Raw genomic sequence first — 22,551 nt, 5'->3', positions numbered from 1 at the left:
GCTCCGAGCATCGTTTCGGCCTCTGATCGGCGGAAGATTCAGGCTTTTTCGTGATGCAGCGACCAGCTTACGCGATATTTGGCCGGCATCGCGATCATGTTTGGAAACAGGCGTTAATCGTTGCCGGCAATGAGGTCGATGCGGATCACGAACAGCATCGCCGGCCGGACGGGATGCAGGCGCAGTTCCGGCGCTTGCGGCCCGAGCAACAGCGCATCGAGCGGCCTAAGTTGCATGGGCGCCGCGCCGGCCACCCTGAGCTCGCCGTCGAGGGACAGGATGAGTGTTTCATCGGCTCCAGCCCGGATTTTCGTCGGAGCCGAAATCAGCAGGCGCTCGACCGTGTGGGCCGCCCGGGCGCGGCGGGTCATGACGTTGAGGTCGGTGATGGGACCGGCGATCAGCGTGGCTTGCGTCGGCACGTCGGCTGGAAAGGCAAGTGGGGCGGAAGCCTTGGTGATTTCGACCGGCGGCCGGCCGGCGATATCGAGGACCATGCCCTCGCCTACCAGCAACGCCAAGGTCCGGTCGACGCCGGGAAATCCGGAAAACGGGCCGCCGCCCTCGACCAGCGCCATCGAGACGCGCCAGTCGAAATCGTCGAGCCCAGCACCTGGCGGCGAGACGGCAATCTCCGTCGTCACCCCGCCGCCGTTCTTCCACGGCATCGACCGGTATTCGGCTGCCCGAAGGATGCGCAAGGCGCGGCTCAGCCCAATATGCCGGGCAGGTTGAGCTGGTTCTCCCTGGCGCATTCGATCGCAATGTCATAGCCGGCATCGGCGTGGCGCATGACGCCGGTCGCCGGGTCGTTCCACAAAACCCGCTCCAGGCGCTTCGCCGCCTCTCGCGTGCCGTCGGCGACGATGACCATGCCGGCATGCTGGGAAAAGCCCATGCCGACGCCGCCGCCATGGTGCAGCGACACCCAGGTGGCGCCGGAGGCGGTGTTGAGCAGGGCGTTGAGCAGCGGCCAGTCGGAGACGGCATCGGAGCCGTCCTTCATCGCCTCCGTCTCACGGTTCGGCGAAGCGACCGAGCCGGAGTCGAGATGGTCGCGGCCGATGACGACCGGTGCCTTCAGTTCGCCCCTGGCGACCATCTCGTTGAAGGCGAGGCCGAGCCGATGGCGGTCGCCAAGGCCGACCCAACAGATGCGTGCCGGCAGGCCTTGGAAGGCGATGCGCTCGCGCGCCATGTCGAGCCAATTGTGCAGATGGGTGTTACCGGGCGTGAGTTCGCGCACCTTGGCGTCGGTCCTGTAGATGTCCTCGGGATCGCCGGAAAGTGCTGCCCAGCGGAACGGGCCGATACCGCGGCAAAACAGCGGACGGATATAGGCCGGCACGAAGCCAGGGAAGGCAAAGGCATTCTCGAACCCCTCCTCCTTTGCCACCTGGCGGATGTTGTTGCCGTAATCGAGCGTCGGCACGCCGGCGTTCCAGAACGCCACCATCGCCTCGACATGCTCGCGCATTGACGCGCGGGCAGCCTTTTCCACCGCCTTCGGGTCGCTGGTGCGCTTCTCGCGCCACTCGGCCAGCGACCAGCCCTTGGGCAGATAGCCGTTGAGCGGGTCATGCGCCGAGGTCTGGTCGGTGACGATGTCGGGGCGCACGCCTCGCCGAACCAGTTCCGGCACGATGTCGGCGGTGTTGCCGACCAGGCCGACCGATTTCGCCTCACCGGCTTTGGTCCAGCGCTCGATCTTCTCGAGAGCCTCGTCGAGCGTGTCGGCGCGCTCGTCGACATAGCGGGTGCGCAGCCGGAAATCGATGCGGTCGGGATCGCATTCGACGGCCAGGCAGCAGGCGCCGGCCATGACCGCGGCGAGCGGCTGGGCACCGCCCATGCCGCCGAGGCCGCCGGTCAGGATCCATTTGCCCCTGAGATTGCCGCCATAGTGCTGGCGGCCGGCCTCGACGAAGGTCTCGTAGGTGCCCTGCACGATGCCTTGCGTGCCGATGTAGATCCATGAGCCGGCCGTCATCTGGCCGTACATCATCAGGCCTTTCCTATCGAGCTCGTTGAATTTCTCCCATGTCGCCCAGTGCGGCACGAGGTTCGAATTGGCGATCAGCACGCGCGGGGCGTCCGGATGGGTGCGGAACACGCCGACCGGCTTGCCGGATTGCACCAGCAGCGTCTCGTCGTCTGCAAGCGTCTTCAGCGAGGCAACGATGCGGTCGAAATCGTTCCAGGTGCGCGCCGCCCGGCCGATGCCGCCATAGACGACCAGCTCGTTGGGATTTTCGGCGACGTCCGGGTCGAGATTGTTCATCAGCATGCGCAGCGGCGCTTCCGTCAGCCAGGTGCGGGCGTTGAGTTCGTTGCCGCGCGGGCTGCGCACTTCACGGATGTTGTGGCGAGGATCGGTCATGATTGTCCCTTTCGAGTGAGGCGCGCTGCGCATCAGCGCTCCGCCCAGGCGATCGCGGTTTCCAGGATCTTCTTCAGCGTGACGCGGATCGGCGCCGCGAATTCGGCATCGTAAGGCACCGGCCAATTGCCGGGCATACCCTTGCCTTCGGGCTCGCGCAGATAGCCGCGGTTGGAGAGCTCCATCTGCAACGCGTGGACGCCGGCTTGCGGCTGGCCGAAATGGCGCGTGATCCAGCCGCCCTTGAAGCGGCCGTTGACGACGTAGCTCTCGCCGGTTTCGGCGAGACTCTGCGTGACTTTCTCCTGCAGCGTGGGATCGGCGCTCTTGCCGTCATTGGTGCCGAGATTGAAGACCGGCAATTTGCCTTCGAACAGGCGCGGCAGCACCGAGCGGATCGAATGGCAGTCATAGACGACGATCTTCGCATGCAAAGCGCGCAGCCTGTCGATCTCGGCCTGCAGAGCGGCATGATAGGGTACGAAGAATTTTTCGCGGCGTTCGTCGATCTCCGACGGTCCCGGCTCTTCGCCCTCACGGTAGAGCGGATCGCCGTCAAAGGTCTCGGTCGGGCAGAGACCGGTCGTCGTCTGGCCGGGATAGAGCGAAGCGCCCGACGGATCGCGGTTGACGTCGATGACGGTGCGCGAAATCGCCGTATGCACGACCGTCGCGCCAAGGCTCTCGGCAAAGTCATAAAGCTTGTCGATCCACCAGTCACAGTCGCGGCGGCCGAGCCAGGTCGAGATTAGCCGGCTGTCGAGGCCGGCGAGGTCGATGCCGGTGTGCGGGATCGAGACCAGCAGGGGTGCTGTGCCTCGGGTGACGGTGAGCCAGGAGGGTGAGGTCATCGGAAGTCTCCGCGCGACAGAACGCGACCTTGCAATCGTCCGTGAACACCGACCTCGCTTTTTGCCGGCCGTGTCGTATTTTGTTCTTGCTTTGTGCCGGCAGCTATGCTAATAATTTCAGTATGGTGCTGATTCGGCGCGACAACCCGCCCTCGAGGCGGGCTTTTTGTTTCTGACTTTGAAAGTTTCGGTGTTGCCGGGCTGAGGTTGGCGGGACAGCGCCCCCCTCTGTCCTGCCGGACATCTCCCCCTCTAGTGGGGAGATTGGCGGTCACGACTGCTTTCGCCAATCTCCAACGTTGCAGAAATGAACGCAGGGCCGAAGCTGCCAATCTCCCCCCTGGAGGGGGAGATGTCCGGCAGGACAGAGGGGGGCGCGACGGAACACGACCCATGCCGGCGTAACGCAGCGACGACGGCCTCACGACGTCACCCCCGGCAGCTTTACCGCGCTTGCCGCTTCCACCGCCGCACCGCTGCGTACCATGGCGATGGCCTTCTCCATGTCGGGGTGGAAGTGCCGGTCGTTGTCGAGATGCGGCACCTCTGCCCTGACCAGCCGGCGCACCGCCTGGAGTGCCGCGCTCGAGACCAGCGGTGTATGGAAATCGCAACCTTGTGTGGCAGCCAGCAATTCGATGCCGATGACGGCCGTCGCATTCTCGACCATGCCGATGAGGCGGCGCGCTCCATGCGCCGCCATCGAGACATGGTCTTCCTGGTTGGCCGAGGTTGGGATCGAATCGACGCTGGCCGGATAGGCTTTTTGCTTGTTTTCAGAAACCAGCGCTGCCGCCGTCACTTGCGGGATCATGAAACCGGAATTCAGCCCCGGCTTGGGCGTCAGAAAGGCCGGCATGCCCGACAGTGCCGGATCGACCAGCATCGCGATGCGCCGCTCCGATAGCGAGCCGATCTCGCAGACGGCGAGTGCGATCATGTCGGCGGCGAACGCCACCGGCTCGGCGTGGAAATTGCCGCCCGAAAGTGCGGAGTCATCCTCGGCAAAGATCAGCGGATTGTCGGTGACGCCGTTGGCCTCGGTGCCGAGCGTGTCGGCGGCCTTGCGAAGCACGTCGAGCGCTGCGCCCATCACCTGCGGCTGGCAGCGCAGGCAGTATGGATCCTGCACGCGCTCATCGCCGACGCGGTGCGATTCACGGATGGCGCTGCCGGCCATCAAATTGCGCAACGCCTCGGCCGTCTCGATCTGGCCGCGATGCTTCCGGAGCAGATGGATGCGTGGATCGAACGGAGCGTCGGAGCCCTTGGCGGCATCGGTCGACAGCGCGCCGGCGACCAGCGCCGACTGGTAGAGCACTTCCGCTTCGAACAAAGCGGCCAGCGCATAGGCGGTCGAAAACTGGGTGCCGTTGAGCAGCGCCAGGCCTTCCTTGGCGCCCAATGTCACCGGCTCCAGGCCGTGCGAAACGAAGGCGACCTTGGCGGGAAAGCGGCCATGCGGGGTAAAACATTCGCCGACGCCGATCATCACCGCGGTCATGTGCGACAGCGGCGCAAGGTCGCCAGAAGCGCCGACCGAGCCTTGCGCCGGCACCACGGGGATAACGTCGTTGGCCAGCATCGCCTCGAGCAGTTCGATCGTCCGCGGCCGCACGCCGGAGGCGCCCTGTGCCAGGCTGGCCAGCTTCAGCGCCATCATCAGCCGGCAAATTGCGACGGGCATCGGCTCGCCGACGCCGGCGGCATGAGACAGCACGATGTTTCGCTGCAGCGTCTCCAGGTCGGCGGCGGGGATGCGGACGCTGGCCAGCTTGCCGAAGCCGGTATTGATGCCATAGACCGGCTCGCCTTTGGCAACGATCCTGGCGACGGCCTCGGCGCTGGCCTTGATCTTCGGCCGGCAGGCATCGTCGAGCCGCAGTGCGGCGCCGCGATAGATGGCGCGCCAATCGGCCAGCGTCGCATTGCCTGGCCTTAGCGTGAGTTCAGTCATTGTCCCCTCCAGATGCGGGCATGCAGCGGGTTGAAGCCCATGCGGTAGACGAGCTCGGCCGGGCGCTCGACGTTCCAGATCGCCAGATCGGCGGATTTTCCGACCTCCAGCGTGCCGGTCTGCCCAAGCAGCCCGAGCGCCCGGGCAGCCTCGCGCGTAACGCCGGCAAGGCATTCATCGACGGTCAGGCCGAACAACGTGGCCGCCATGTTCATGGTCAGAAGCAGCGAGGTCAGCGGCGACGTGCCGGGATTGTTATCGGTGGCAACGGCCATCCTGACGCCATGCTGGCGAAACAGGGTGATCGGCGGCTTCTTGGTCTCGCGTATGAAGTAGTAGGCGCCGGGCAGGATGGTCGCCACGGTTCCTGCCTTCGCCATCGCCGCCGCACCGGCCTCGTCGGTATATTCGAGGTGGTCGGCCGATAGCGCACCATAGCGCGCCGCAAGTTCCGCGCCGTGAAGATTGGACAGCTGGTCTGCATGGAGCTTGACCGGCAGGCCCGCCGCCTTCGCGGCATCGAACACGCGGGCAATCTGCTCGGGCCAAAAGGCAATGCCTTCGCAAAAACCGTCGACGGCATCGGCCAAGCCCTCGGCCGCGACGGCCGGCAAAATCTGGTTGGCGACAAGATCGATAAAGGCGTCCTTGTCACCTTTTGCTTCTTGAGGCAGCGCATGAGCGCCGAGGAAAGTGGTTCTGACCGTCACCGGCCGCTCACCGCCCAGCCGTCGCGAGGCGCGCAGCGACTTCTTCTCGTTTTCGAGGTCGAGGCCGTAGCCGGATTTGATCTCGACGGTGGTGACGCCTTCGGCGATCAGCGCATCGAGGCGCGGCAGCGACTGGGCGACCAGCTCGTCCTCGCTGGCGGCGCGCAGTGCCTTGACCGAGGAAACGATGCCGCCGCCGGCCCTGGCGACCTCCTCATAGGTGGCGCCGGCCAGCCGCATCTCGAATTCATTGGCACGGTTGCCGGCATGGACCAGATGGGTGTGGCAGTCGATAAGGCCAGGCGTGATCCAGCGGCCTTCGCAGTCGGTCGCCTCGGCGCCCTCGCGGAGTGCTGCCGGCATGTCGGCTTCCGGCCCGGCATAGACGATCCGGCCATTGCGCACGGCGATTGCACCGTGCTCGACGACGCCTAACCCGGCGCTGCTTTCGGCCATGGTCGCGAGCCGCGCATTGCGCCAGAGGCGAAGCTCCCCTGCCCGGCTTTTGCTCTGTGCAGTCATCATCTTTTCCGTTTCAATCGGTGGCGATTATGTATATACATATCAAAAGGCACTGCAAGCGCTATCATCGCATGGCAGGCCGGGATTTGGAGAAAAACGTGACGGCAATCTTTGCGGAACAGGCGCTTCTGCCCGACGGCTGGCACAGCAATGTGCGGATCGTCATCTCCGACGGCAGGATCGCCACGGTCGAGGCGAATACCTCGCCTCTGCCTGGCGACGAGCGCCACGCCATCCTCTTGCCCGCCATGCCGAACCTGCACAGCCACGCCTTCCAGCGCGGCATGGCCGGCCTTGCCGAATTGCGCGGGCCTTCCGCCGACAGTTTCTGGAGCTGGCGCGAGGTGATGTACCGCTTCGCGCTGGCGATGACGCCGGACCAGGTCGAAGTGGTCGCGGCCCAGCTCTATGTCGAGATGCTGGAGGCCGGGTTCTCGCGCGTCGGCGAGTTTCACTATCTCCACCACGACCGTGACGGCCGGCCCTATGCCAACATCGCCGAGATGGCGGAGCGTATCATTGCTGCAGCGTCCGAGACAGGCATCGGGCTGACTTTGCTGCCGGTGCTCTACGCGCATTCCTCTTTCGGCGGCGCTGCGCCAAATGAAGGCCAGCGGCGATTCATCAACGATGTGAACCAGTTCTCGCGGCTTGTTGAGAAAAGCCGCGAATCCATTCGCGCGCTGAATCAAGGCGTCGTGGGCGTCGCCCCGCACAGCATGCGCGCTGTGATACCGGAGGAACTCGCCGCGCTCACAATGTTTGCACCGGACGGGCCGATCCACATCCACATCGCCGAGCAGATGAAGGAGGTCGAGGATTGTCTTGCCTGGTCCGGCGCGCGGCCGGTCGAATGGCTGCTTGCCAACGCCAACGTCGACCAGCGCTGGTGTCTGATCCACGCTACCCACATGACCGAAGCCGAGACGATCCAGATGGCGAAAAGCGGCGCCGTTGCCGGCCTCTGCCCGATCACCGAGGCCAATCTCGGCGACGGCACCTTTGCCGCGCCCCTGTTCATGCAGCATGGCGGCCGCTTCGGCATCGGCTCGGATTCCAACGTGCTGATCGGCCTGCCCGATGAGTTGCGCCAGCTCGAATATTCGCAGCGCCTCGCTCACCGCGCCCGCAACGTGTTGGCGGTGGCCCGTGGCTCGACCGGCCGTGCTTTGTTCGATGCGGCGCTCGAGGGTGGCAGTGCCGCGCTTGGCGCCGGCCCCTCGCAGATCGCAGCAGGTGCCTCGGCCGATTTCGTCTCGCTCGACGGCAATCATCCATCGCTGGCCGGCAAGACGGGCGATGCAATCCTTGACGCCTGGATTTTTGCCAACGGCACCAAGGTCGATTGCGTCTGGGTGCATGGCAAGAAACTGGTCAGCGACGGCAGGCATGCCAGGCGTGAAGCCATCGCCGAGCGGTTCCGCAAGGTGATGACGGTGCTTTCGGCATGAGCATGATCGAGACAATAAGCGCGGATTCTGGAAGCGCGGACGGCGGCGAGGCGCTTTCGCTGCACCAGCGCATCCTGTCGGACATCAGCGAACGGATCCTGTCTGGGGCCTGGGCGCCCGGCCACCGCATTCCGTTCGAGCATGAACTGACGGCTGAGTACAATTGCTCGCGCATGACGGTGAACAAGGCGCTGTCGCAGCTAGCCAAGGCCGGGCTGATCGAGCGCCGGCGTCGTTCGGGCAGTTTTGTCCGCCGGCCGCAATCGCAGGCGGCCGTTCTCGAAATCCACGACATCCGGATCGAGGTCGAGGCACTTGGCCTGCCCTACCGCTACGAGCGCGTGGCGCGAAACAGAAGACGCAGCAGCGCCGACGACCGCGCCCTGCTGGAACTCGACGTCGCTGGGCCGGTGCTGGTGCTGGAATGCCGGCATTTCGCCGGCAAGCGGCCATTCGCCCACGAGCAGCGGCTGATCAACCTGGCTGCCGTGCCGGAGGCCGCCGAAGAGGCGTTTTTCGACACCGCGCCCGGTCCGTGGCTGATCGGGCGCGTGCCGTGGAGTGCCGCCGAGCATCGCATCCGCGCGGTTGCCGCCGAAAGGCATATCGCGGCGGCGCTCGACATCGAGACGGGCGCGCCGTGCCTGGTGATCGAGCGGCGGACATGGAGCGCGGAGCACCCCGTCACCCATGTCCGGTTCACCTATGCGGCGGAGAACCACACGCTGGTCGCGCGGTTCACGCCGTCGCAGGGGTAAACCCTCCCCCTTGAGGGGAGGGTCGCGGAGCAAATTGCCGCATGGCGGCATTTTGTGACGCGGGGTGGGGTCGGTGCAACCTCGCCGACCCCACCCCTCGAGGGGGAGGGTTAGAGCTGCATTCTCAAATCGCCGCGGTAACAATAATCTCGACCAGATATTCCGGTCCGGCAAGCTTGGCTTCGCCCGTGGCGCGGGCCGGCGTGTTGCCCTGCGGTATCCACTTGTCCCACTCCGCGTTCATCTCGGCAAAGGTGCTCATGTCGGCCAGCCAGATGATCGCCTGCAGGATCTTGGTCTTGTCGGTGCCGGCCTTGGCCAGCAATTCGTCGATCGCCGCCAGAATGTCCCTTGTCTGGGCGCCGACGTTTCCGCCCGGCTTGCCGACCTGACCGGCCAGATAGACGGTGTTGCCGTGGATGACGATCTGGCTCATGCGCGGGCCCACATCGATGCGACGAATGCTCATTGGATATTCCTTCTCCTCTTGTCAGCTGCGCCTGTTTAGGGGCCGGGTTCGCCGGGGGCAAGGTCGCTCGAGCGGAACTTCTTGAGCCAAGCCAAAGCACACAATATGACGGCCCGGCCGCAATTCCGCCCGATTGGCTTGTTGACTAATGTAATAACATCACATATCGAATCCGCCCCTGCAGCACCGATCGTCGCCCCATGGATCGTCACATGAGCCAAACCTGCCTGACCTTCCGCGACCTGACGCTGGGCTACAACAGCCATCCGGCGATCCACCACCTCGATGGTACGATCCGCAAGGGATCGTTGACGGCGGTCGTCGGCGCCAACGGCTCCGGCAAGTCGACGCTGATGAAGGGCATCGTTGGCGTCCTGAAGCCGATGGCCGGCGCGGTGATCCGGGCGCCGGGCGTGCGTGCCGCCTATCTGCCGCAGCAATCGGAACTGGACCGCTCCTTTCCGGCCCGGGTCGTCGACCTGGTTTCGCTGGGCCTGTGGCCGCGGCGCGGTATGCTCGGCCGCTATACAAGGGAAGATCGCGACTCGGTCAGCAAGGCGCTGATGGCCGTCGGCCTCGGCGGCTTCGAGAAGCGCCCGATCGACACACTGTCGGGCGGCCAGCTGCAGCGCACGCTGTTTGCCCGCGTGCTGTTGCAGGATGCCGAGCTCATCCTGCTCGACGAGCCGTTCAACGCGGTCGACACGAAGACGGTCGGCGACCTGATCGCGCTGATCAAGCGCTGGCATGGCGAGGAGCGCACCATCATGGTGGTCGTCCACGATCTCGACCTGGTGCGGCAGAATTTCCCCGAAACACTGCTGCTGGCGCGCCAGCCGGTCGCCTGGGGCGAGACCAGGGAGACGCTGCGGCCGGAGAATCTGTTGCGTGCGCGCCGCTTCCACGAAGCCTGGGAGGACAACGCGCCATGGTGTGAGCCCGGCGAGCATGATCACGAGCACAGTGGCCACGAGCACTTGCACGACCATCATCACGGCTCCGGGCCGAGGGCGGCATGATGGACGTGCTTTACGGTCTTTTCGTCGCTCCTTTCGCCGACTACGCCTTCATGCAGCGGGCGCTCGCCGGTTCGATGATGCTGTCGCTCGGCGCCTGCCCGGTCGGCGTGTTCCTGATGCTGCGGCGCATGAGCCTGTCCGGCGACGCCATGGCGCATGCCATCCTGCCCGGTGCTGCCGCCGGCTTCCTGTTTTATGGCCTGGAAATCCTGCCGATGACCATCGGCGGACTGATCGCCGGCATCATCGTGGCGCTCGGCGCCGGTGCCGTCTCGCGCTTCACCATCCAGCGCGAGGACGCCTCGATGGCGGCCTTCTATCTGATTTCGCTGGCCATCGGCGTGCTTATGGTGTCGATCCGCGGCTCCAGCGTCGATCTCATGCATGTGCTGTTCGGTACGGTGCTGGCGCTCAACAACGAGGCGCTGACGCTGATCGGCGGCATCGTCGTGGTGACGCTGGCAAGCCTCGCCATCTTCTGGCGGGCGCTGGTCGCCGAATGCCTCGACCCCTTGTTCCTGCGCTCGGTCAGCCGGATGGGCAGCCCGGTGCATTTCATCTTTCTCGGCCTTGTCGTGCTCAACCTCGTCGGCGGCTTCCAGGCGCTCGGCACCTTGCTGTCGGTCGGGCTGATGATGCTGCCGGCGGCCGCCGCCCGTTTCTGGACCTCCCGCGTCGAGCCTATGTGCGTGCTGGCCACAGTGATCGGCTTTGCCTCCTGCATTGCCGGGCTGCTGTTGTCCTACCATGCGTCGCTGCCCTCCGGCCCGGCCATCATCCTGTCCGCCGGCGTCGTCTATTTCGCCTCGATCCTGTTCGGCACGCGCGGCATCCTGCGCGCCCGTATCGTCCACCACCGCCACAGAACCGCCTGATCCCAACAAAGGAGACCCGTCAATGCTGAAATCGATCCGCGCCGCCTTGGCCGTGAGCGTTATAACATTAACCGCCCTTGGCGCGTCGTCGGCCTTCGCTCAGCCGTTGAAAGTCGTCGCCAGCTTCACCATCATCGGAGACTTCGCCAAGAATGTCGGCGGCGATCGGATCGATCTGACCACCATCGTCGGGCCGGACGGCGACGCCCACGTCTACGAGCCGAGCCCCGCCGACGCGGTGGCGATGGCCAAGGCCGACATCGTGCTGGTCAACGGCCTGCATTTCGAAGGTTTCCTGCAGCGCCTGGTCGACGCCAGCGCCACCAAGGCCTCGATTGCCGTGCTGACCAAGGGCGTCACGCCGATCAATTTCAAACCCGAATTCGCCGAAGCCGACGCCGCCGAAGGCGCGGAAACCGATGGCGGCAAGACGGTCACCGATCCGCACGCCTTCCAGTCGATCGCCAATGCCAAGATCTATGTGAAGAACATCGCCGACGCCTTCTGCACGGCCGACGCTGCGGGTTGCGACAGCTACAAGGCCAATGCAGCCGCCTATACGCAAAAGCTCGATGCGCTTGAGGGCGAAGTGCAGGCGGCGATCCAGTCGATCCCGCAAGAGAAGCGCGTCGTCATCACCTCGCACGACGCCTTTGGCTATTTCGAAAAGGCCTACGGCTTGACCTTCCTGGCCCCGGAAGGCGTGTCGACCGAGTCGGAACCTTCCGCCGCCGACGTCGCCAAGCTGGTCAGCCAGATAAAGCAGGACAAGGCGGCGGCGATCTTTGTCGAGAACATCACCAACCCGCGGCTGATCGAGCAGATCGCCAGCGAGACCGGCATCAAGGTGGGCGGCACGCTCTATTCCGATGCGCTGTCGCAGCCCGACGGCCCGGCCTCGACCTATATCGACCTGATGCACAACAACATCGCCCAGATCAAAGGCGCGATCCTCGGCAGCTGAGCCGACCGATCCGGTTCATCCAGCCGGGCTGGCGCATGATGCGTCCTGGCGACATGCGGCGTTAGCCCGGCTGGATTTCCGGCATCGAAATCTCTATCTGCGCGGATGGATTTCTTTTCGCGCGGATTGCCGACCGGGTCAGGGAGTGGCAAGACTGCCGCTAACCAGATTGCGAGGACACCGCCATGGAATACCGTCAGATCAGCGAGGACTATTCGGTCTCGGGCCAGATCCAGCCAGAGGATGTCGCGACCATCAAGGCGGCCGGCTTCAAGAGCGTGATCTGCAACCGGCCGGACGACGAGCAGCCTGGACAGCCATCGGCCGACACCGTCAAGGCGGCGGTCGAGGGCGCCGGGCTCGCCTTCCGCTACATCCCCGTCATCAGCGGCCAGATCACGGCCGAGAATGTCGAGGACCAGGCCGAGGCGCTTGACGAACTCGAAGGCCCGGTCTTCGCCTATTGCCGTTCCGGCGCCCGCTGCACCAATCTCTATGGGCTGATCCAGCAGTCGAAGGGGTGAACGTTCGCGCCCCTCAGATCGGCAGCGCGCCGGTTTCCTTCAGCGTCTCCAGCACGATCGCCGTCTTCACGTGCTGCACCGATTCGTGCGGGAGAAGCACGCCGTTGACGAATTCCGACAGCGACTTGAGGTCGGGCGTCACGACTTTCAATATATAATCCATCTCGCCGGTCAGCGCGTGCGCTTCCTGCACTTGCGGCAGCCGCGCCACCAATTCGCCGAAACGCCGCGCATTGTCGCGGTTGTGGGTGGCGAGCGTCACCGAGATGACGTTGACCAGGGAAAAGCCGAGCTTGTCGCGGTCGAGCACCGCCCGGTAGCCCTTGATATAGCCGTCCTCCTCCAGCCGCTGGCGACGACGCGAGCATTGCGAAGCGGATAGGTTCACCCGTTCCGACAGATCGTTGTTGGTCAGCCGTGCATCGCCCTGCAGCAGAGCCATTATCTTGCGGTCAAACTGGTCGATGCGCGCCTCATCCATGAATTTCAGCTCCGCAGTGCACAACTCGCGCATGATCAGACCATTTCAAGCGTTTGAATGCAAGCAATTTGCATCCGCTCCGCGCTATGATTGCGCCCAGATACGGCCGACGCGGCCGATGCCAGATTTCGGAGCAATGCCATGGGTCCCTTCCCGCACGACGCACCGCCCGCCAAGATCAGCAAAGCCAATCCCGCCGGCACCGACGGCTTCGAATTCGTCGAATTCGCGCATGCCGAGCCGGAAAAACTCGCCGAGCTGTTCACCCGCATGGGTTATGTGCCGGTCGCCAAGCACCGCAGCAAGAACATCACCGTCTGGCGGCAGGGCGACATCAATTATGTCGTGAATGCCGAACCCGGCTCGCATGCCATGAAATTCGTCGACAAGCACGGGCCTTGCGCCGCCTCGATGGCATGGCGGGTGGTCGATGCCAGGCACGCCTTCGATCACGCTGTGGCCAAGGGCGCGACGCCCTATGAAGGTAACGACAAGACGCTCGACGTGCCGGCGATCGTCGGCATCGGTGGCTCGCTGCTCTATTTCATCGAAACGTACGGCGAGAAGGGCTCGGCCTATGACGCCGAGTTCGACTGGCTCAGCGAGCGCGATCCCAGGCCGGAAGGCGTCGGCTTCTATTATCTCGACCACCTGACCCACAATGTCTATCGCGGCCAGATGGACAAATGGTGGGATTTCTACCGCGACCTGTTCGGCTTCAAGCAGATCCATTTCTTCGACATCGACGGCAAGATCACCGGCCTGGTCAGCCGCGCCATCACCTCGCCCTGCGGCAAGATCCGCATCCCGCTGAACGAGTCCAAGGACGAGACCAGCCAGATCGCCGAATATCTGAAGAAGTATAATGGCGAGGGTATCCAGCACATCGCGGTCGGCACCGACGACATTTACGGCGCCACCGACAGGCTGGCCGCCAACGGCCTGAAGTTCATGCCGGGACCGCCCGAGACCTATTACGACATGTCCTTTGCCCGCGTGAACGGCCATGAAGAGCCGATCGATCGCATGAAGAAGCACGGTATCCTGATCGACGGCGAAGGCGTCGTCGACGGCGGCACGACCAAGATCCTGCTGCAGATCTTTTCGAAAACCGTGATCGGCCCGATCTTCTTCGAGTTCATCCAGAGAAAGGGCGACGAAGGCTTTGGCGAGGGCAATTTCCGCGCCTTGTTCGAGTCGATCGAGCAGGACCAGATCAAGCGCGGCGTGCTGAAGGTGGACGGCAAGGCAGCGTAGCCAGCTCGGCCGAGATGCCTTGTGGTTTGATCAGTTATGACCTAAATTCTGGTCATAAGAGGTCTGACCATGAATGTTCCGATGGCAAAAGCGAAGGCCCAACTCTCCGAGTTGGTGAAACGTGCCCAGGCCGGCGAAGAGATCCATCTGACGCGGCATGGAGAGGTGGTGGCGACCTTGAGCGCGCCCACCCGGGCTGGCGGGAGCAAAGGCCTTTTTGGGGCCCTGAAAGGCCAAATTCGGATATCGGATGATTTTGATGAACTCGGTCCCGAATGGGACGAGTACATTAAATGAGCCGCCAATATCTGGTGGATACTCATATTCTGCTTTGGGTACTCAACGCGGATTCACGCCTTTCGGATCACCATCGCGACATCTTTCTTGCGGGCGAGGATGTGGTCGTCAGCGCCGTCTCGGTAGCAGAGATCGCCATTAAGAAATCGCTCGGCAAAGTCACGCTCACAGGCAACATCGTGGAAATCCTGCGATCGAACGGCATTCCGATCCTCAGTGTGAATGAACTACACGCAGCCAGGCTTGAGCATCTGCCGTTCCATCATCGCGATCCCTTCGACCGTCTGCTCATCGCACAGGCTCAAATTGAAGGTCTGACGGTGGTCACTGCGGATCGACATTTCTCAGCCTACGACGTCGCGTTGGTCTGATCATCCAGCTCCAGCCGCTCGACTTCGGCTTTCCTCAACTTCACATCGTAATCGAGGAAGAACTCGTCGAGTTGCGGCGGTTTCACCGAGGTGCCGGACAGCATCGCGTGCACCTGGCCGCGATGATGGATGTCGTGGATGAAGAGATGGGCGAGCAGGTCGCCGATCCGTTCCGGTATCATGCCGTCCTCGCGCCGGTCGGTGACGACGCGGCGATCGAGGTCGTCCGTCGACAGGCGGTCGCAAAAAGCGATCAGCCGCCGGTCGGCCTCCGTCCGCTTGCCAAAGAGCGCGTCCGCTTCGTCGAAGAGCAAGAACTCATCGTAGGCCGCGGCGCCGACGCCGCCCTCTTCGAGAAAATCGAGATAGAGATAATCGACGGCCAGGATGTGATTGAGCGTTGCCTTGATCGATGGGAAGAAGCTTATCCTTTCAGCCTCGAATTCGCCGGGCTCAAGCTGCAGCACGGCACGATAGAGCCGGTCGTTGGACCACAGATTGTTGCGCGCCATGCGGCGGAAATGGTTCAGCAGGTCCATGTTACACACCAGCCCAGGCAATCAAATTCACAGCGATACCGATAGCACCTATGGCTAGCAGACGAGCGATCATACCGCGGCGCAGCGCTTGCGTTTCAACATCGCTCGCAACATCCCGATTCATAGCGACGTCAGCAAGCTTCGGCCGATGCGCCACGCTACTGAAGTTACGCAGTCCTTCAGATCGATCCTCGACCTGACGGCAGAGCCGGATGGCCGAAATCAAAAGCCAGGCAGCAGCGATGCCAGAAATTCCCACAAACCAAAGGTAAGTAGCGGTGTAAGGCATCTTGGGTCCACCAGCGCTAGGAACGATTGATCACGCCGGTGACCGGACCAAAGACAAGCCTGCCCACATTAGCAGGAATCCAGCCAAAACAATCAGCAGCAGCCCGATCATGCGCCGCCGCATGGCCTGCGTTTCCTGGTCCAGCGCGACATTCGTGTTGGTGACGGTGTGAAACATCATCGCCTTGCGCGGAAAGCCGCTGCGGTTGGTCAGGTCGGGCGAGCGCGCCTCGATGCGATAGCTCAGGCGGATCGCCAGGATGAAGATCGCCAGCATGACAAGGGCCCAGACACCGCACAGCAGATAGAATGTCTCGCCCGTCATTCTCTTGCCCCCTCGTATTTCTCGACCTTCTGCTCGATGGCGCCGAAGATCGAATGCCCGCCCCTGTCCTTCATCTCGATGCGCACGGTATCACCAAAGCGCAGGAACGGCGTTTTCGGTTCGCCGGCTTCGATGGTCTCGATCATACGCAACTCGGCGATGCAGGAATAGCCGGCGCCGCCTGCCGAGACAGGCTTGCCCGGCCCGCCGTCGAGCTTGTTGGAGACGGTGCCCGAACCGACGATGGTGCCGGCAGCCAGTGGCCGCGTCCTGGCGGCATGAACAATCAACACCGGAAAGTCGAAGGTCATGTCGATGCCGGCGTTCGCCCGGCCGAACGGTTTGCCGTTGAGATCGACCAGCAGCGGCAGGCTGACCTTGCCGCCATCCCAGGCGTCGCCCAATTCGTCCGGCGTCACCGCTACCGGCGAAAAGGCCGATGACGGTTTCGACTGGAAGAAGCCGAACCCCTTGGCGAGCTCGGGTCCGGTCAGGCCGCGCAGCGTCACGTCGTTGACCAGCATGACCAGCCGGATCGCTGCCCGCGCCTCATCGAGGCCAGCACCCATTGGCACGTCGTCGACGATGACGGCGACCTCGCCTTCCATATCGATGCCAAGTGTCTCGTCGGTCATGCGGATTGGGTCGCGCGGTGCGAGGAAAGCGTCCGAGCCGCCCTGGTAGATCAGCGGATCGGTCCAGAAGCTTGCCGGCATCTCGGCGCCGCGCGCCTTCCGCACCAGCTCGACATGGTTCACATAGGCCGAGCCGTCGGCCCATTGGTAGGCACGCGGCAGCGGCGAATGAGCGTCATGCTCGTGAAAGCGGGCAGACGGCACCGCATTGTTCTCCAGCGATTCGGCCATGGCAGCGAGATGCGGCGCGATGCGACGCCAGTCGTCGAGCGCCGCCTGCAGCGTCCGCACAAGGAACGACGCATCGGTAAACCGCGTCAGGTCACGCGAGACGACGACGAGCTTTCCATCGCGCGTCCCGTCCTTCAAGGTGGCAAGCTTCATGCGGTTTCCTCTCCTGGCGCAGCTTTGGTGCTGCTTAATTCCACAACAAGGCCGTCGCGGCCGATCGTCAAGTCGCCGGCCCATGTTTTCCTGACGGCGGCAATCCAGTCGGCTTCGCCGATCTCCGGATCGTCGGCGGGAATGAGGTGGTTGAGGACCAGTCTTTTGACGCCTGCATCACTGGCGATGCGGCCCGCTTCCTCGGCAAAGCTGTGGCTGGCAAGCAGGTGTTCCCTCAGCCTTGCGCCGTTGCCGGTCTTGGCGACCAACCGCTCGATGCCCTCTGCCAACATGGCCTCGTGGACCAGGACGTCGGCGCGTTGGGCGAAATCCGACAATGGCGGAAAGAATGCGGTGTCGGACGAGAAGACGATGCTTTGCACGGCTTGCTCGAAGCGCAGCGCAAAGCAGTCCGTCACCGGCGGATGATCGACGCGCAAGGCCGATATTTTGAGACCGCGCTCTTCGACTACTTTGCCTTCGCCAAACTCGACAATCGAGACCAGGTCGTGGAGATCCGGCCTGCCTTCGTCGGCGATGCGGATCTCGATGTCGAATTCCATTGCCTGGCAAAAGCGCTGCCAATAATGGCCGATGCCGGGCGGGCCGAAGACGCTGACCGCTGTCGCCAGGCCGGCCGTCCATGCAGTGTGGATCAATGGTCCGAGTTCCAGCACATGGTCTGAATGCAAATGCGTGATGAAGATCAGGTCGAGCGCCTTCAGGCTGACACCGGCATCGGTCAGCCCGCGCGTTATGCCCAGCCCGCAATCGACGACGAGGGTGCGGCCGCCAATCTCCAGCAGCGACGAACTCGGCCACGGTCCGCCCGGCCGGAGCGCCGGACCACCCTTCGAGCCAAGAAGCACCAGACGATCTGTCATGCGACGGCGCTCAAGACCAGTCGCCCTCGGGCGTGCCGTTGAAGCGTTTCTTCAGATCGGCCCAGCAGTCGATATAATTGTCCTGCCGGGTTTCGAGCTCGGCGCCATAGCGGGTCACCATCTGCGGAAAGCGTGTCTCGAACATGAAGGCCATGGTGTTGTCGAGCTTGACCGGTTTCAGCTCCGCGCGCGAGGCTTTTTCGAAGCCAGACGCATCGGGTCCGTGAGCCAGCATCATGTTGTGCAGACTGATGCCGCCGGGCACGAAGCCCTCTTCCTTGGCATCGTACTGACCATGAATCAGGCCCATGAACTCGCTCATGATGTTGCGGTGATACCAGGGCGGGCGGAACGTATCTTCGGCGACCAGCCAGCGCGGCGGGAAGAGGACGAAATCGATATTGGCGGTGCCTTTCTCGCCGCTCGGCGCGGTCAGCACGGTGAAGATCGACGGGTCGGGGTGGTCGAACAGAATCGCACCGACCGGCGAAAAGGTCGCAAGATCATATTTGTAGGGCGAATAATTGCCGTGCCACGCCACCACATCCAGCGGCGAATGGTCGATCTCGGTGACATGGAACTGGCCACACCATTTCGCGATCAGCCGGCACGGCGTCTCCTTGTCCTCGAACCAGGCACAGGGCGTCTTGAAATCGCGCGGATTGGCCAGGCAGTTGGCGCCGATCGGGCCGCGATCCGGCAGCGTCAGCTTGGCGCCGTAATTCTCGCAGACATAGCCGCGCACTTGCGGATCGACCAGTTCGACCTTGAAAACCAGGCCGCGCGGCAGCACGGCGATCTCGCCCGGCCTGAGGTCGATGACGCCCATCTCGGTGACGAAGCGCAAGGCTCCAACCTGTGGCACGACCAGCAACTCGCCGTCGGCATTGAAGAAATGGTCGTCGACCATCGAACGGTTGGCGACATAGATATGTGCCGCCATGCCGGTCTGGCCGAGCACGTCGCCGGCGGTGGTGATCGAGCGCATGCCGGCAATAAAATCGGTCGGCTCCTTCGGCATCGGCACTGGGCTCCAGCGGTACTGGCCGAGAGCGAGCTGGTGGTCGCCGACATTCGGCGCGCTCTTCCACAGCGGATAATTCGCCGGTTTGAAGCGGCCGGTGTGCCTGACGCTCGGCCTTATCCGATAAAGCCAGGAGCGCTCATTGGTGCCGCGCGGCGCGGTGAAAGGGGAGCCCGAAAGCTGCTCGGCATAAAGGCCGTAGGCCGGCCGCTGCGGCGAGTTTCGCCCTTGCGGCAGCGAGCCCGGCAATGTCTCTGTCTCGAAGTCGTTGCCGAAACCCGGCATGTAGGAATAGGCCATGGAATCCTCCCGAATTCATAGTCCCGGAGCATCGTCTACGCATTCCGAAAGATGCTCCGAGTTGACCAGAGTGGTTTCATTTGTAACCATCGAAAATGTAACCATCAATGGTGATTTCGGCGCGGGCCGCGAGCCTGCCCAGTGAAGGCCAAAATGGAACCCGAAATCCTCGAGCTGGAATCCTTCCTGCCTTATCGGCTCTACCGTCTTGCCGATGCCGTCAGCCGCGAATTCTCAAGAATATACAAGGACCGTCACGGCCTGACCCGGCCCGAATGGCGCACGTTTGCGGGACTTGGACAGCACGGCACGATGACGGCGACGGCACTCGGCGAGCAATCGGCCATGCACAAGACCAAGGTTTCGCGCGCGGTCGCCGAACTCGAGCGCCGCCGCTGGCTCATCCGGACGCCAGACGAAAAGGACCGCCGTGTCGAGCATCTGACGCTGACCAAGGCTGGCGTTGCCGCCTATCGCGAGATGGTGCCGCTGGCGAAAGCCTTCGAGCGGGAGTTGCTGGCAAGGCTGAGCGCAGATGAACGTATAGCAGTCGCGGAAGGGGTGGCCGCGCTTGAGACGGCTTTGTATGGGGATTAGGTCCTCAGCAACTTTTGATGCAGGCGGGACAGCACCCCCCTCTGGCCTGCCGGCCATCTCCCCCTCAAGGGGTGAGATTGGACGTCGCTTCGGCTTTCGCCAATCTCCAAAGAAGAGCGATGTCAGCGAAGCTGCTAATCTCCCCCCTTGAGGGGAGATGGCCGGCAGGCCAGAGGGGGGTGCTGTCCCGCCAACATTTCTGATCGTTACCAGTCCATCACCACCTTGCCGGAGTTACCGCTCTTCATTGCCTCGAAGCCGGAGATGTAGTCGTCGATGCCGATGCGGTGGGTGATCAGGCCACTGACATCGAGAGGACCTTGCACCAGCGCGATCATCTTGTACCAGGTCTCGAACATCTCGCGGCCGTAGATGCCCTTCAGATGCAGCATCTTGAAGATGACCTTGTTCCAGTCGATCTCGAAGCCGGTCGGCGCGATGCCGAGAATGGCGATCTTGCCGCCATTGTTCATGGTATCAATCATGTCGCGGAACGCAGGTGCGGCGCCAGACATTTCGAGGCCGACGTCGAAACCCTCGGTCATGCCGAGCGCCGGCATCACGTCGCGCAGCTTCTCCTTCGATGCATCGACGACATGCTGGACGCCGAGCTTTTTCGCCAGCGCCAGGCGCACCGGATTGATGTCGGTGATGACGACTTTTCGCGCCCCGACGCATTGGGCGACGAGCGCACCCATGATGCCGATCGGCCCGGCGCCGGTGACCAGCACGTCCTCGCCAACGAGATCAAAGGACAATGCGGTGTGAACCGCATTGCCGAGGGGATCGAAGATCGCGGCGATCTCGTCGGGCACGTCGTCGGGGATCGGCACCACATTGTGCTGCGGAATCGCAAGGTATTCGCCAAAGGCGCCAGGCCGGTTGACGCCGACGCCTAGCGTGTTGCGGCACAGATGCCCCCTGCCCGCCCGGCAGTTGCGGCAATGGCCGCAGACGATATGGCCTTCGCCGGAAACGCGCTGGCCGAGTTTGTACTCGGTCACCGCCGTGCCGAAATCGGCGACGGTTCCGACAAATTCGTGGCCGGTCACCATCGGAACCGGCACGGTCTTTTGTGCCCACTGGTCCCAATTGTAGATGTGGACGTCGGTGCCGCAGATCGCAGTCTTCCTGATCTTGATCAGCACGTCGTTCGGACCGATTTCCGGCACCGGCACTTGTTCCATCCAGATGCCCGGCTCGGCCTTGGCCTTGACCAGCGCCTTCATCATATTCGACATTCTTTTGTCCCCAGAACCTTAGTCGCTTGAATCTCTTGATCCGGAATCGCTTTTCGGTCCCGGCCGTTCAGGAAATCACGCCGAGTTCGCGACCGACTGCGGCGAACGCCTCAACCGCACGATCGATATCTGCGCTGGAATGGGCGGCCGACATCTGCGTGCGGATGCGCGCCTGGCCCTTCGGCACCACCGGGAAGGAAAAGCCGATGACATAGATGCCGCGCTTCAGCATGCGGGCCGCCATCTCCTGCGCCAGCGTCGCGTCGCCCAGCATCACCGGGATGATCGGATGGTCGGCGCCGGCCAGTGTAAAGCCGAGCCTGCCCATCTCGGAGCGAAACCGCGCTGCGTTGGCATATAGGCGCTGACGCAACGCGTCGCCATTGCGGATCAGTTCGAACACCCGGATCGAGGCGCCGGCGATCGCCGGCATCAGCGTGTTGGAAAAAAGATAGGGCCGCGAGCGCTGGCGCAGCCAGTCGACCACCTGCTTCCTGCCCGAAGTGTAGCCGCCGGACGCGCCACCCAATGCCTTGCCGAGCGTGCCGGTGATGATGTCCACTCTGCCCTCGACGCCACAATGTTCGGCCGAGCCACGGCCATTCCTGCCGACGAAACCAACTGCATGGCTGTCGTCGACCATGACCATCGCATCGTATTTGTCGGCGAGGTCGCAGACGCCTTTCAGATTGGCGACGATGCCATCCATCGAGAACACGCCGTCGGTGGCGATCAGCCGGAACCGGCAGTCGCGCGCCTCTTTCAACCGCGCTTCGAGATCGGCCATGTCGTTGTTGGCGTAGCGGAAGCGCTTTGCCTTCGACAGCCGTACCCCGTCGATGATCGAGGCGTGGTTCAGCGCATCGGAGATGACCGCATCCTCTTCGCCGAGCAGCGTCTCGAACAGGCCGCCATTGGCGTCGAAGCAGGAGCCGTAGAGGATGGTGTCCTCCATGCCGAGGAAATCAGAAATGGTCGCCTCGAGCTGCTTGTGTTCTTCCTGCGTGCCGCAGATGAAGCGCACCGACGCCATGCCGTAGCCGTAGCGGTCGAGTGCCTGCTTGGCCGCACCGCGCAGTTCGGCGCTGTCGGCGAGGCCGAGATAATTATTGGCGCAGAAATTCAGCACCTTCTCGCCACCGACCTCGATCTCGGCCGATTGGGTCGAGGTTATCACCCGCTCGGATTTGTAAAGGCCTGCCGTTTTCAGTCCTTCGAGCTCGCTGTCGATGTGGGAAAGGAATGCTTCGGTCATGATCGGGCCCTGTTGAGATCGACGAGGACTGTCGCGCCGCGCGGACGAAAAATCCATCGCAAAAGCGACCGCTTCGGTGGCGGCAATGGCACGTCAGAGGCAACGATGTTCGAATGCGGAGGTGCCGCGAAAGATTGCAATAACCACTTTGCGGATTTCCCGCCACGGTCGCCACCGCCGGCCTGCTGCCGTC

25 protein-coding genes are annotated in these 22,551 nt (G+C 63.3%); 10 read left to right on the top strand and 15 right to left on the bottom strand.

The window, feature by feature from the left end; translation table 11 throughout:
• Positions 1 to 113 precede the first annotated feature (113 nt).
• The 5 genes from NKH70_RS07190 to hutI form a co-directional block, all read right to left on the bottom strand.
• Positions 114 to 701, bottom strand: coding sequence for a HutD/Ves family protein (locus NKH70_RS07190; RefSeq protein ID WP_352911032.1), 588 nt, complete (start codon positions 699 to 701; stop codon positions 114 to 116).
• Between the two features lie 8 nt (positions 702 to 709).
• Positions 710 to 2,380, bottom strand: coding sequence for a urocanate hydratase (hutU, locus tag NKH70_RS07185; protein ID WP_352911035.1), 1,671 nt, complete (start codon positions 2,378 to 2,380; stop codon positions 710 to 712).
• A 32-nt stretch (positions 2,381 to 2,412) separates the two neighbouring features.
• Positions 2,413 to 3,231 (bottom strand): N-formylglutamate deformylase, encoded by an 819-nt coding sequence (hutG, locus tag NKH70_RS07180; RefSeq protein ID WP_352977379.1) that lies wholly within the window; start codon positions 3,229 to 3,231, stop codon positions 2,413 to 2,415.
• A 421-nt stretch (positions 3,232 to 3,652) separates the two neighbouring features.
• On the bottom strand, positions 3,653 to 5,188 hold the full coding sequence (gene hutH, locus NKH70_RS07175; RefSeq protein ID WP_352911039.1) for a histidine ammonia-lyase: 1,536 nt from the start codon (positions 5,186 to 5,188) through the stop codon (positions 3,653 to 3,655).
• Positions 5,185 to 6,420, bottom strand: a complete 1,236-nt coding sequence (hutI, locus tag NKH70_RS07170; RefSeq protein WP_352911041.1) for an imidazolonepropionase — start codon at positions 6,418 to 6,420, stop codon at positions 5,185 to 5,187. The genes hutH and hutI overlap by 4 nt, the downstream gene beginning before the upstream one ends.
• A 98-nt stretch (positions 6,421 to 6,518) precedes the next feature.
• On the opposite strand from hutI, the gene NKH70_RS07165 reads away from it, so the two are divergent.
• Both NKH70_RS07165 and hutC read left to right on the top strand, forming a co-directional pair.
• Complete coding sequence (locus NKH70_RS07165; protein WP_352911043.1) at positions 6,519 to 7,871, top strand: formimidoylglutamate deiminase; 1,353 nt, start codon at positions 6,519 to 6,521, stop codon at positions 7,869 to 7,871.
• Positions 7,868 to 8,629, top strand: coding sequence for a histidine utilization transcriptional repressor HutC (gene hutC, locus NKH70_RS07160; RefSeq protein ID WP_352911045.1), 762 nt, complete (start codon positions 7,868 to 7,870; stop codon positions 8,627 to 8,629). The genes NKH70_RS07165 and hutC overlap by 4 nt, the downstream gene beginning before the upstream one ends.
• A 124-nt stretch (positions 8,630 to 8,753) precedes the next feature.
• On the opposite strand, the gene NKH70_RS07155 is transcribed toward hutC, so the two are convergent.
• The gene (locus tag NKH70_RS07155) at positions 8,754 to 9,098 is read right to left on the bottom strand and encodes a RidA family protein (protein WP_352714942.1); all 345 of its coding nucleotides are present in this window, start codon (positions 9,096 to 9,098) and stop codon (positions 8,754 to 8,756) included.
• 212 nt (positions 9,099 to 9,310) lie between these two features.
• Between NKH70_RS07155 and aztA the strand changes: the two genes are divergently transcribed.
• The 4 genes from aztA to NKH70_RS07135 all read left to right on the top strand — a co-directional run bounded on the left by aztA (position 9,311) and on the right by NKH70_RS07135 (position 12,480).
• Positions 9,311 to 10,117 carry a zinc ABC transporter ATP-binding protein AztA gene (gene aztA / locus NKH70_RS07150; RefSeq protein WP_352911047.1) on the top strand — a complete coding sequence of 269 codons (807 nt, stop codon included), beginning with the start codon at positions 9,311 to 9,313 and terminating at the stop codon, positions 10,115 to 10,117.
• Positions 10,117 to 10,992, top strand: coding sequence for a zinc ABC transporter permease AztB (gene aztB, locus NKH70_RS07145; RefSeq protein WP_254817491.1), 876 nt, complete (start codon positions 10,117 to 10,119; stop codon positions 10,990 to 10,992). Before aztA ends, aztB begins: the two co-directional genes overlap by 1 nt.
• A 22-nt stretch (positions 10,993 to 11,014) precedes the next feature.
• On the top strand, positions 11,015 to 11,956 hold the full coding sequence (gene aztC / locus NKH70_RS07140; protein WP_352911050.1) for a zinc ABC transporter substrate-binding protein AztC: 942 nt from the start codon (positions 11,015 to 11,017) through the stop codon (positions 11,954 to 11,956).
• Positions 11,957 to 12,141: 185 nt separating this feature from the next.
• Positions 12,142 to 12,480 carry a protein tyrosine phosphatase family protein gene (locus NKH70_RS07135; RefSeq protein WP_023674411.1) on the top strand — a complete coding sequence of 113 codons (339 nt, stop codon included), beginning with the start codon at positions 12,142 to 12,144 and terminating at the stop codon, positions 12,478 to 12,480.
• 13 nt (positions 12,481 to 12,493) lie between these two features.
• Here NKH70_RS07135 and NKH70_RS07130 read toward each other — a convergent pair whose 3' ends face one another.
• Positions 12,494 to 12,961, bottom strand: coding sequence for an Lrp/AsnC family transcriptional regulator (locus tag NKH70_RS07130; protein ID WP_023674409.1), 468 nt, complete (start codon positions 12,959 to 12,961; stop codon positions 12,494 to 12,496).
• 141 nt (positions 12,962 to 13,102) lie between these two features.
• Here NKH70_RS07130 and hppD point away from each other — a divergent pair, with 141 nt between their 5' ends.
• The 3 genes from hppD to NKH70_RS07115 all read left to right on the top strand — a co-directional run bounded on the left by hppD (position 13,103) and on the right by NKH70_RS07115 (position 14,886).
• A complete protein-coding gene (gene hppD, locus NKH70_RS07125; RefSeq protein WP_352911054.1) occupies positions 13,103 to 14,218 on the top strand; it encodes a 4-hydroxyphenylpyruvate dioxygenase in 1,116 nt (371 codons plus the stop codon).
• 69 nt (positions 14,219 to 14,287) lie between these two features.
• Entirely contained in the window at positions 14,288 to 14,515 is a 228-nt protein-coding gene (locus NKH70_RS07120; RefSeq protein WP_352662998.1) for a type II toxin-antitoxin system Phd/YefM family antitoxin, read from the top strand.
• Complete coding sequence (locus tag NKH70_RS07115) at positions 14,512 to 14,886, top strand: type II toxin-antitoxin system VapC family toxin (RefSeq protein WP_352911057.1); 375 nt, start codon at positions 14,512 to 14,514, stop codon at positions 14,884 to 14,886. The genes NKH70_RS07120 and NKH70_RS07115 overlap by 4 nt, the downstream gene beginning before the upstream one ends.
• On the opposite strand, the gene NKH70_RS07110 is transcribed toward NKH70_RS07115, so the two are convergent.
• Genes NKH70_RS07110 through hmgA form a run of 6 tightly spaced genes read right to left on the bottom strand, consistent with a single transcriptional unit; the run spans position 14,865 to position 19,265 of the window.
• On the bottom strand, positions 14,865 to 15,425 hold the full coding sequence (locus tag NKH70_RS07110) for a DinB family protein (RefSeq protein WP_352911059.1): 561 nt from the start codon (positions 15,423 to 15,425) through the stop codon (positions 14,865 to 14,867). The two genes, NKH70_RS07115 and NKH70_RS07110, sit on opposite strands and share 22 nt — an antisense overlap.
• 1 nt (position 15,426) lies before the next feature.
• The gene (locus tag NKH70_RS07105; protein ID WP_352911062.1) at positions 15,427 to 15,714 is read right to left on the bottom strand and encodes a hypothetical protein; all 288 of its coding nucleotides are present in this window, start codon (positions 15,712 to 15,714) and stop codon (positions 15,427 to 15,429) included.
• Positions 15,715 to 15,744: 30 nt separating this feature from the next.
• The gene (locus NKH70_RS07100) at positions 15,745 to 15,990 is read right to left on the bottom strand and encodes a hypothetical protein (protein ID WP_352911065.1); all 246 of its coding nucleotides are present in this window, start codon (positions 15,988 to 15,990) and stop codon (positions 15,745 to 15,747) included.
• A gap of 44 nt (positions 15,991 to 16,034) precedes the next feature.
• Positions 16,035 to 17,057, bottom strand: coding sequence for a fumarylacetoacetate hydrolase family protein (locus NKH70_RS07095; protein ID WP_352911068.1), 1,023 nt, complete (start codon positions 17,055 to 17,057; stop codon positions 16,035 to 16,037).
• A complete protein-coding gene (locus tag NKH70_RS07090) occupies positions 17,054 to 17,941 on the bottom strand; it encodes an MBL fold metallo-hydrolase (RefSeq protein WP_352911070.1) in 888 nt (295 codons plus the stop codon). Before NKH70_RS07090 ends, NKH70_RS07095 begins: the two co-directional genes overlap by 4 nt.
• A gap of 10 nt (positions 17,942 to 17,951) precedes the next feature.
• Positions 17,952 to 19,265, bottom strand: a complete 1,314-nt coding sequence (hmgA, locus tag NKH70_RS07085; RefSeq protein ID WP_352911072.1) for a homogentisate 1,2-dioxygenase — start codon at positions 19,263 to 19,265, stop codon at positions 17,952 to 17,954.
• 153 nt (positions 19,266 to 19,418) lie between these two features.
• Here hmgA and NKH70_RS07080 point away from each other — a divergent pair, with 153 nt between their 5' ends.
• The gene (locus NKH70_RS07080; RefSeq protein ID WP_353025010.1) at positions 19,419 to 19,862 is read left to right on the top strand and encodes a MarR family winged helix-turn-helix transcriptional regulator; all 444 of its coding nucleotides are present in this window, start codon (positions 19,419 to 19,421) and stop codon (positions 19,860 to 19,862) included.
• Between the two features lie 206 nt (positions 19,863 to 20,068).
• Here NKH70_RS07080 and tdh read toward each other — a convergent pair whose 3' ends face one another.
• Positions 20,069 to 21,103 carry an L-threonine 3-dehydrogenase gene (tdh, locus tag NKH70_RS07075; protein WP_352911078.1) on the bottom strand — a complete coding sequence of 345 codons (1,035 nt, stop codon included), beginning with the start codon at positions 21,101 to 21,103 and terminating at the stop codon, positions 20,069 to 20,071.
• 67 nt (positions 21,104 to 21,170) lie between these two features.
• Entirely contained in the window at positions 21,171 to 22,358 is a 1,188-nt protein-coding gene (locus NKH70_RS07070; RefSeq protein ID WP_352911079.1) for a glycine C-acetyltransferase, read from the bottom strand.
• Positions 22,359 to 22,551: the final 193 nt, after the last annotated feature.

The organism is Mesorhizobium sp. M0991 (assembly GCF_040318915.1).
In the GTDB taxonomy this organism is placed as follows: domain Bacteria; phylum Pseudomonadota; class Alphaproteobacteria; order Rhizobiales; family Rhizobiaceae; genus Mesorhizobium.
Note: the sequence above shows the minus strand (reverse complement) of the source record. Positions and strands in the feature narration are given on the sequence as shown.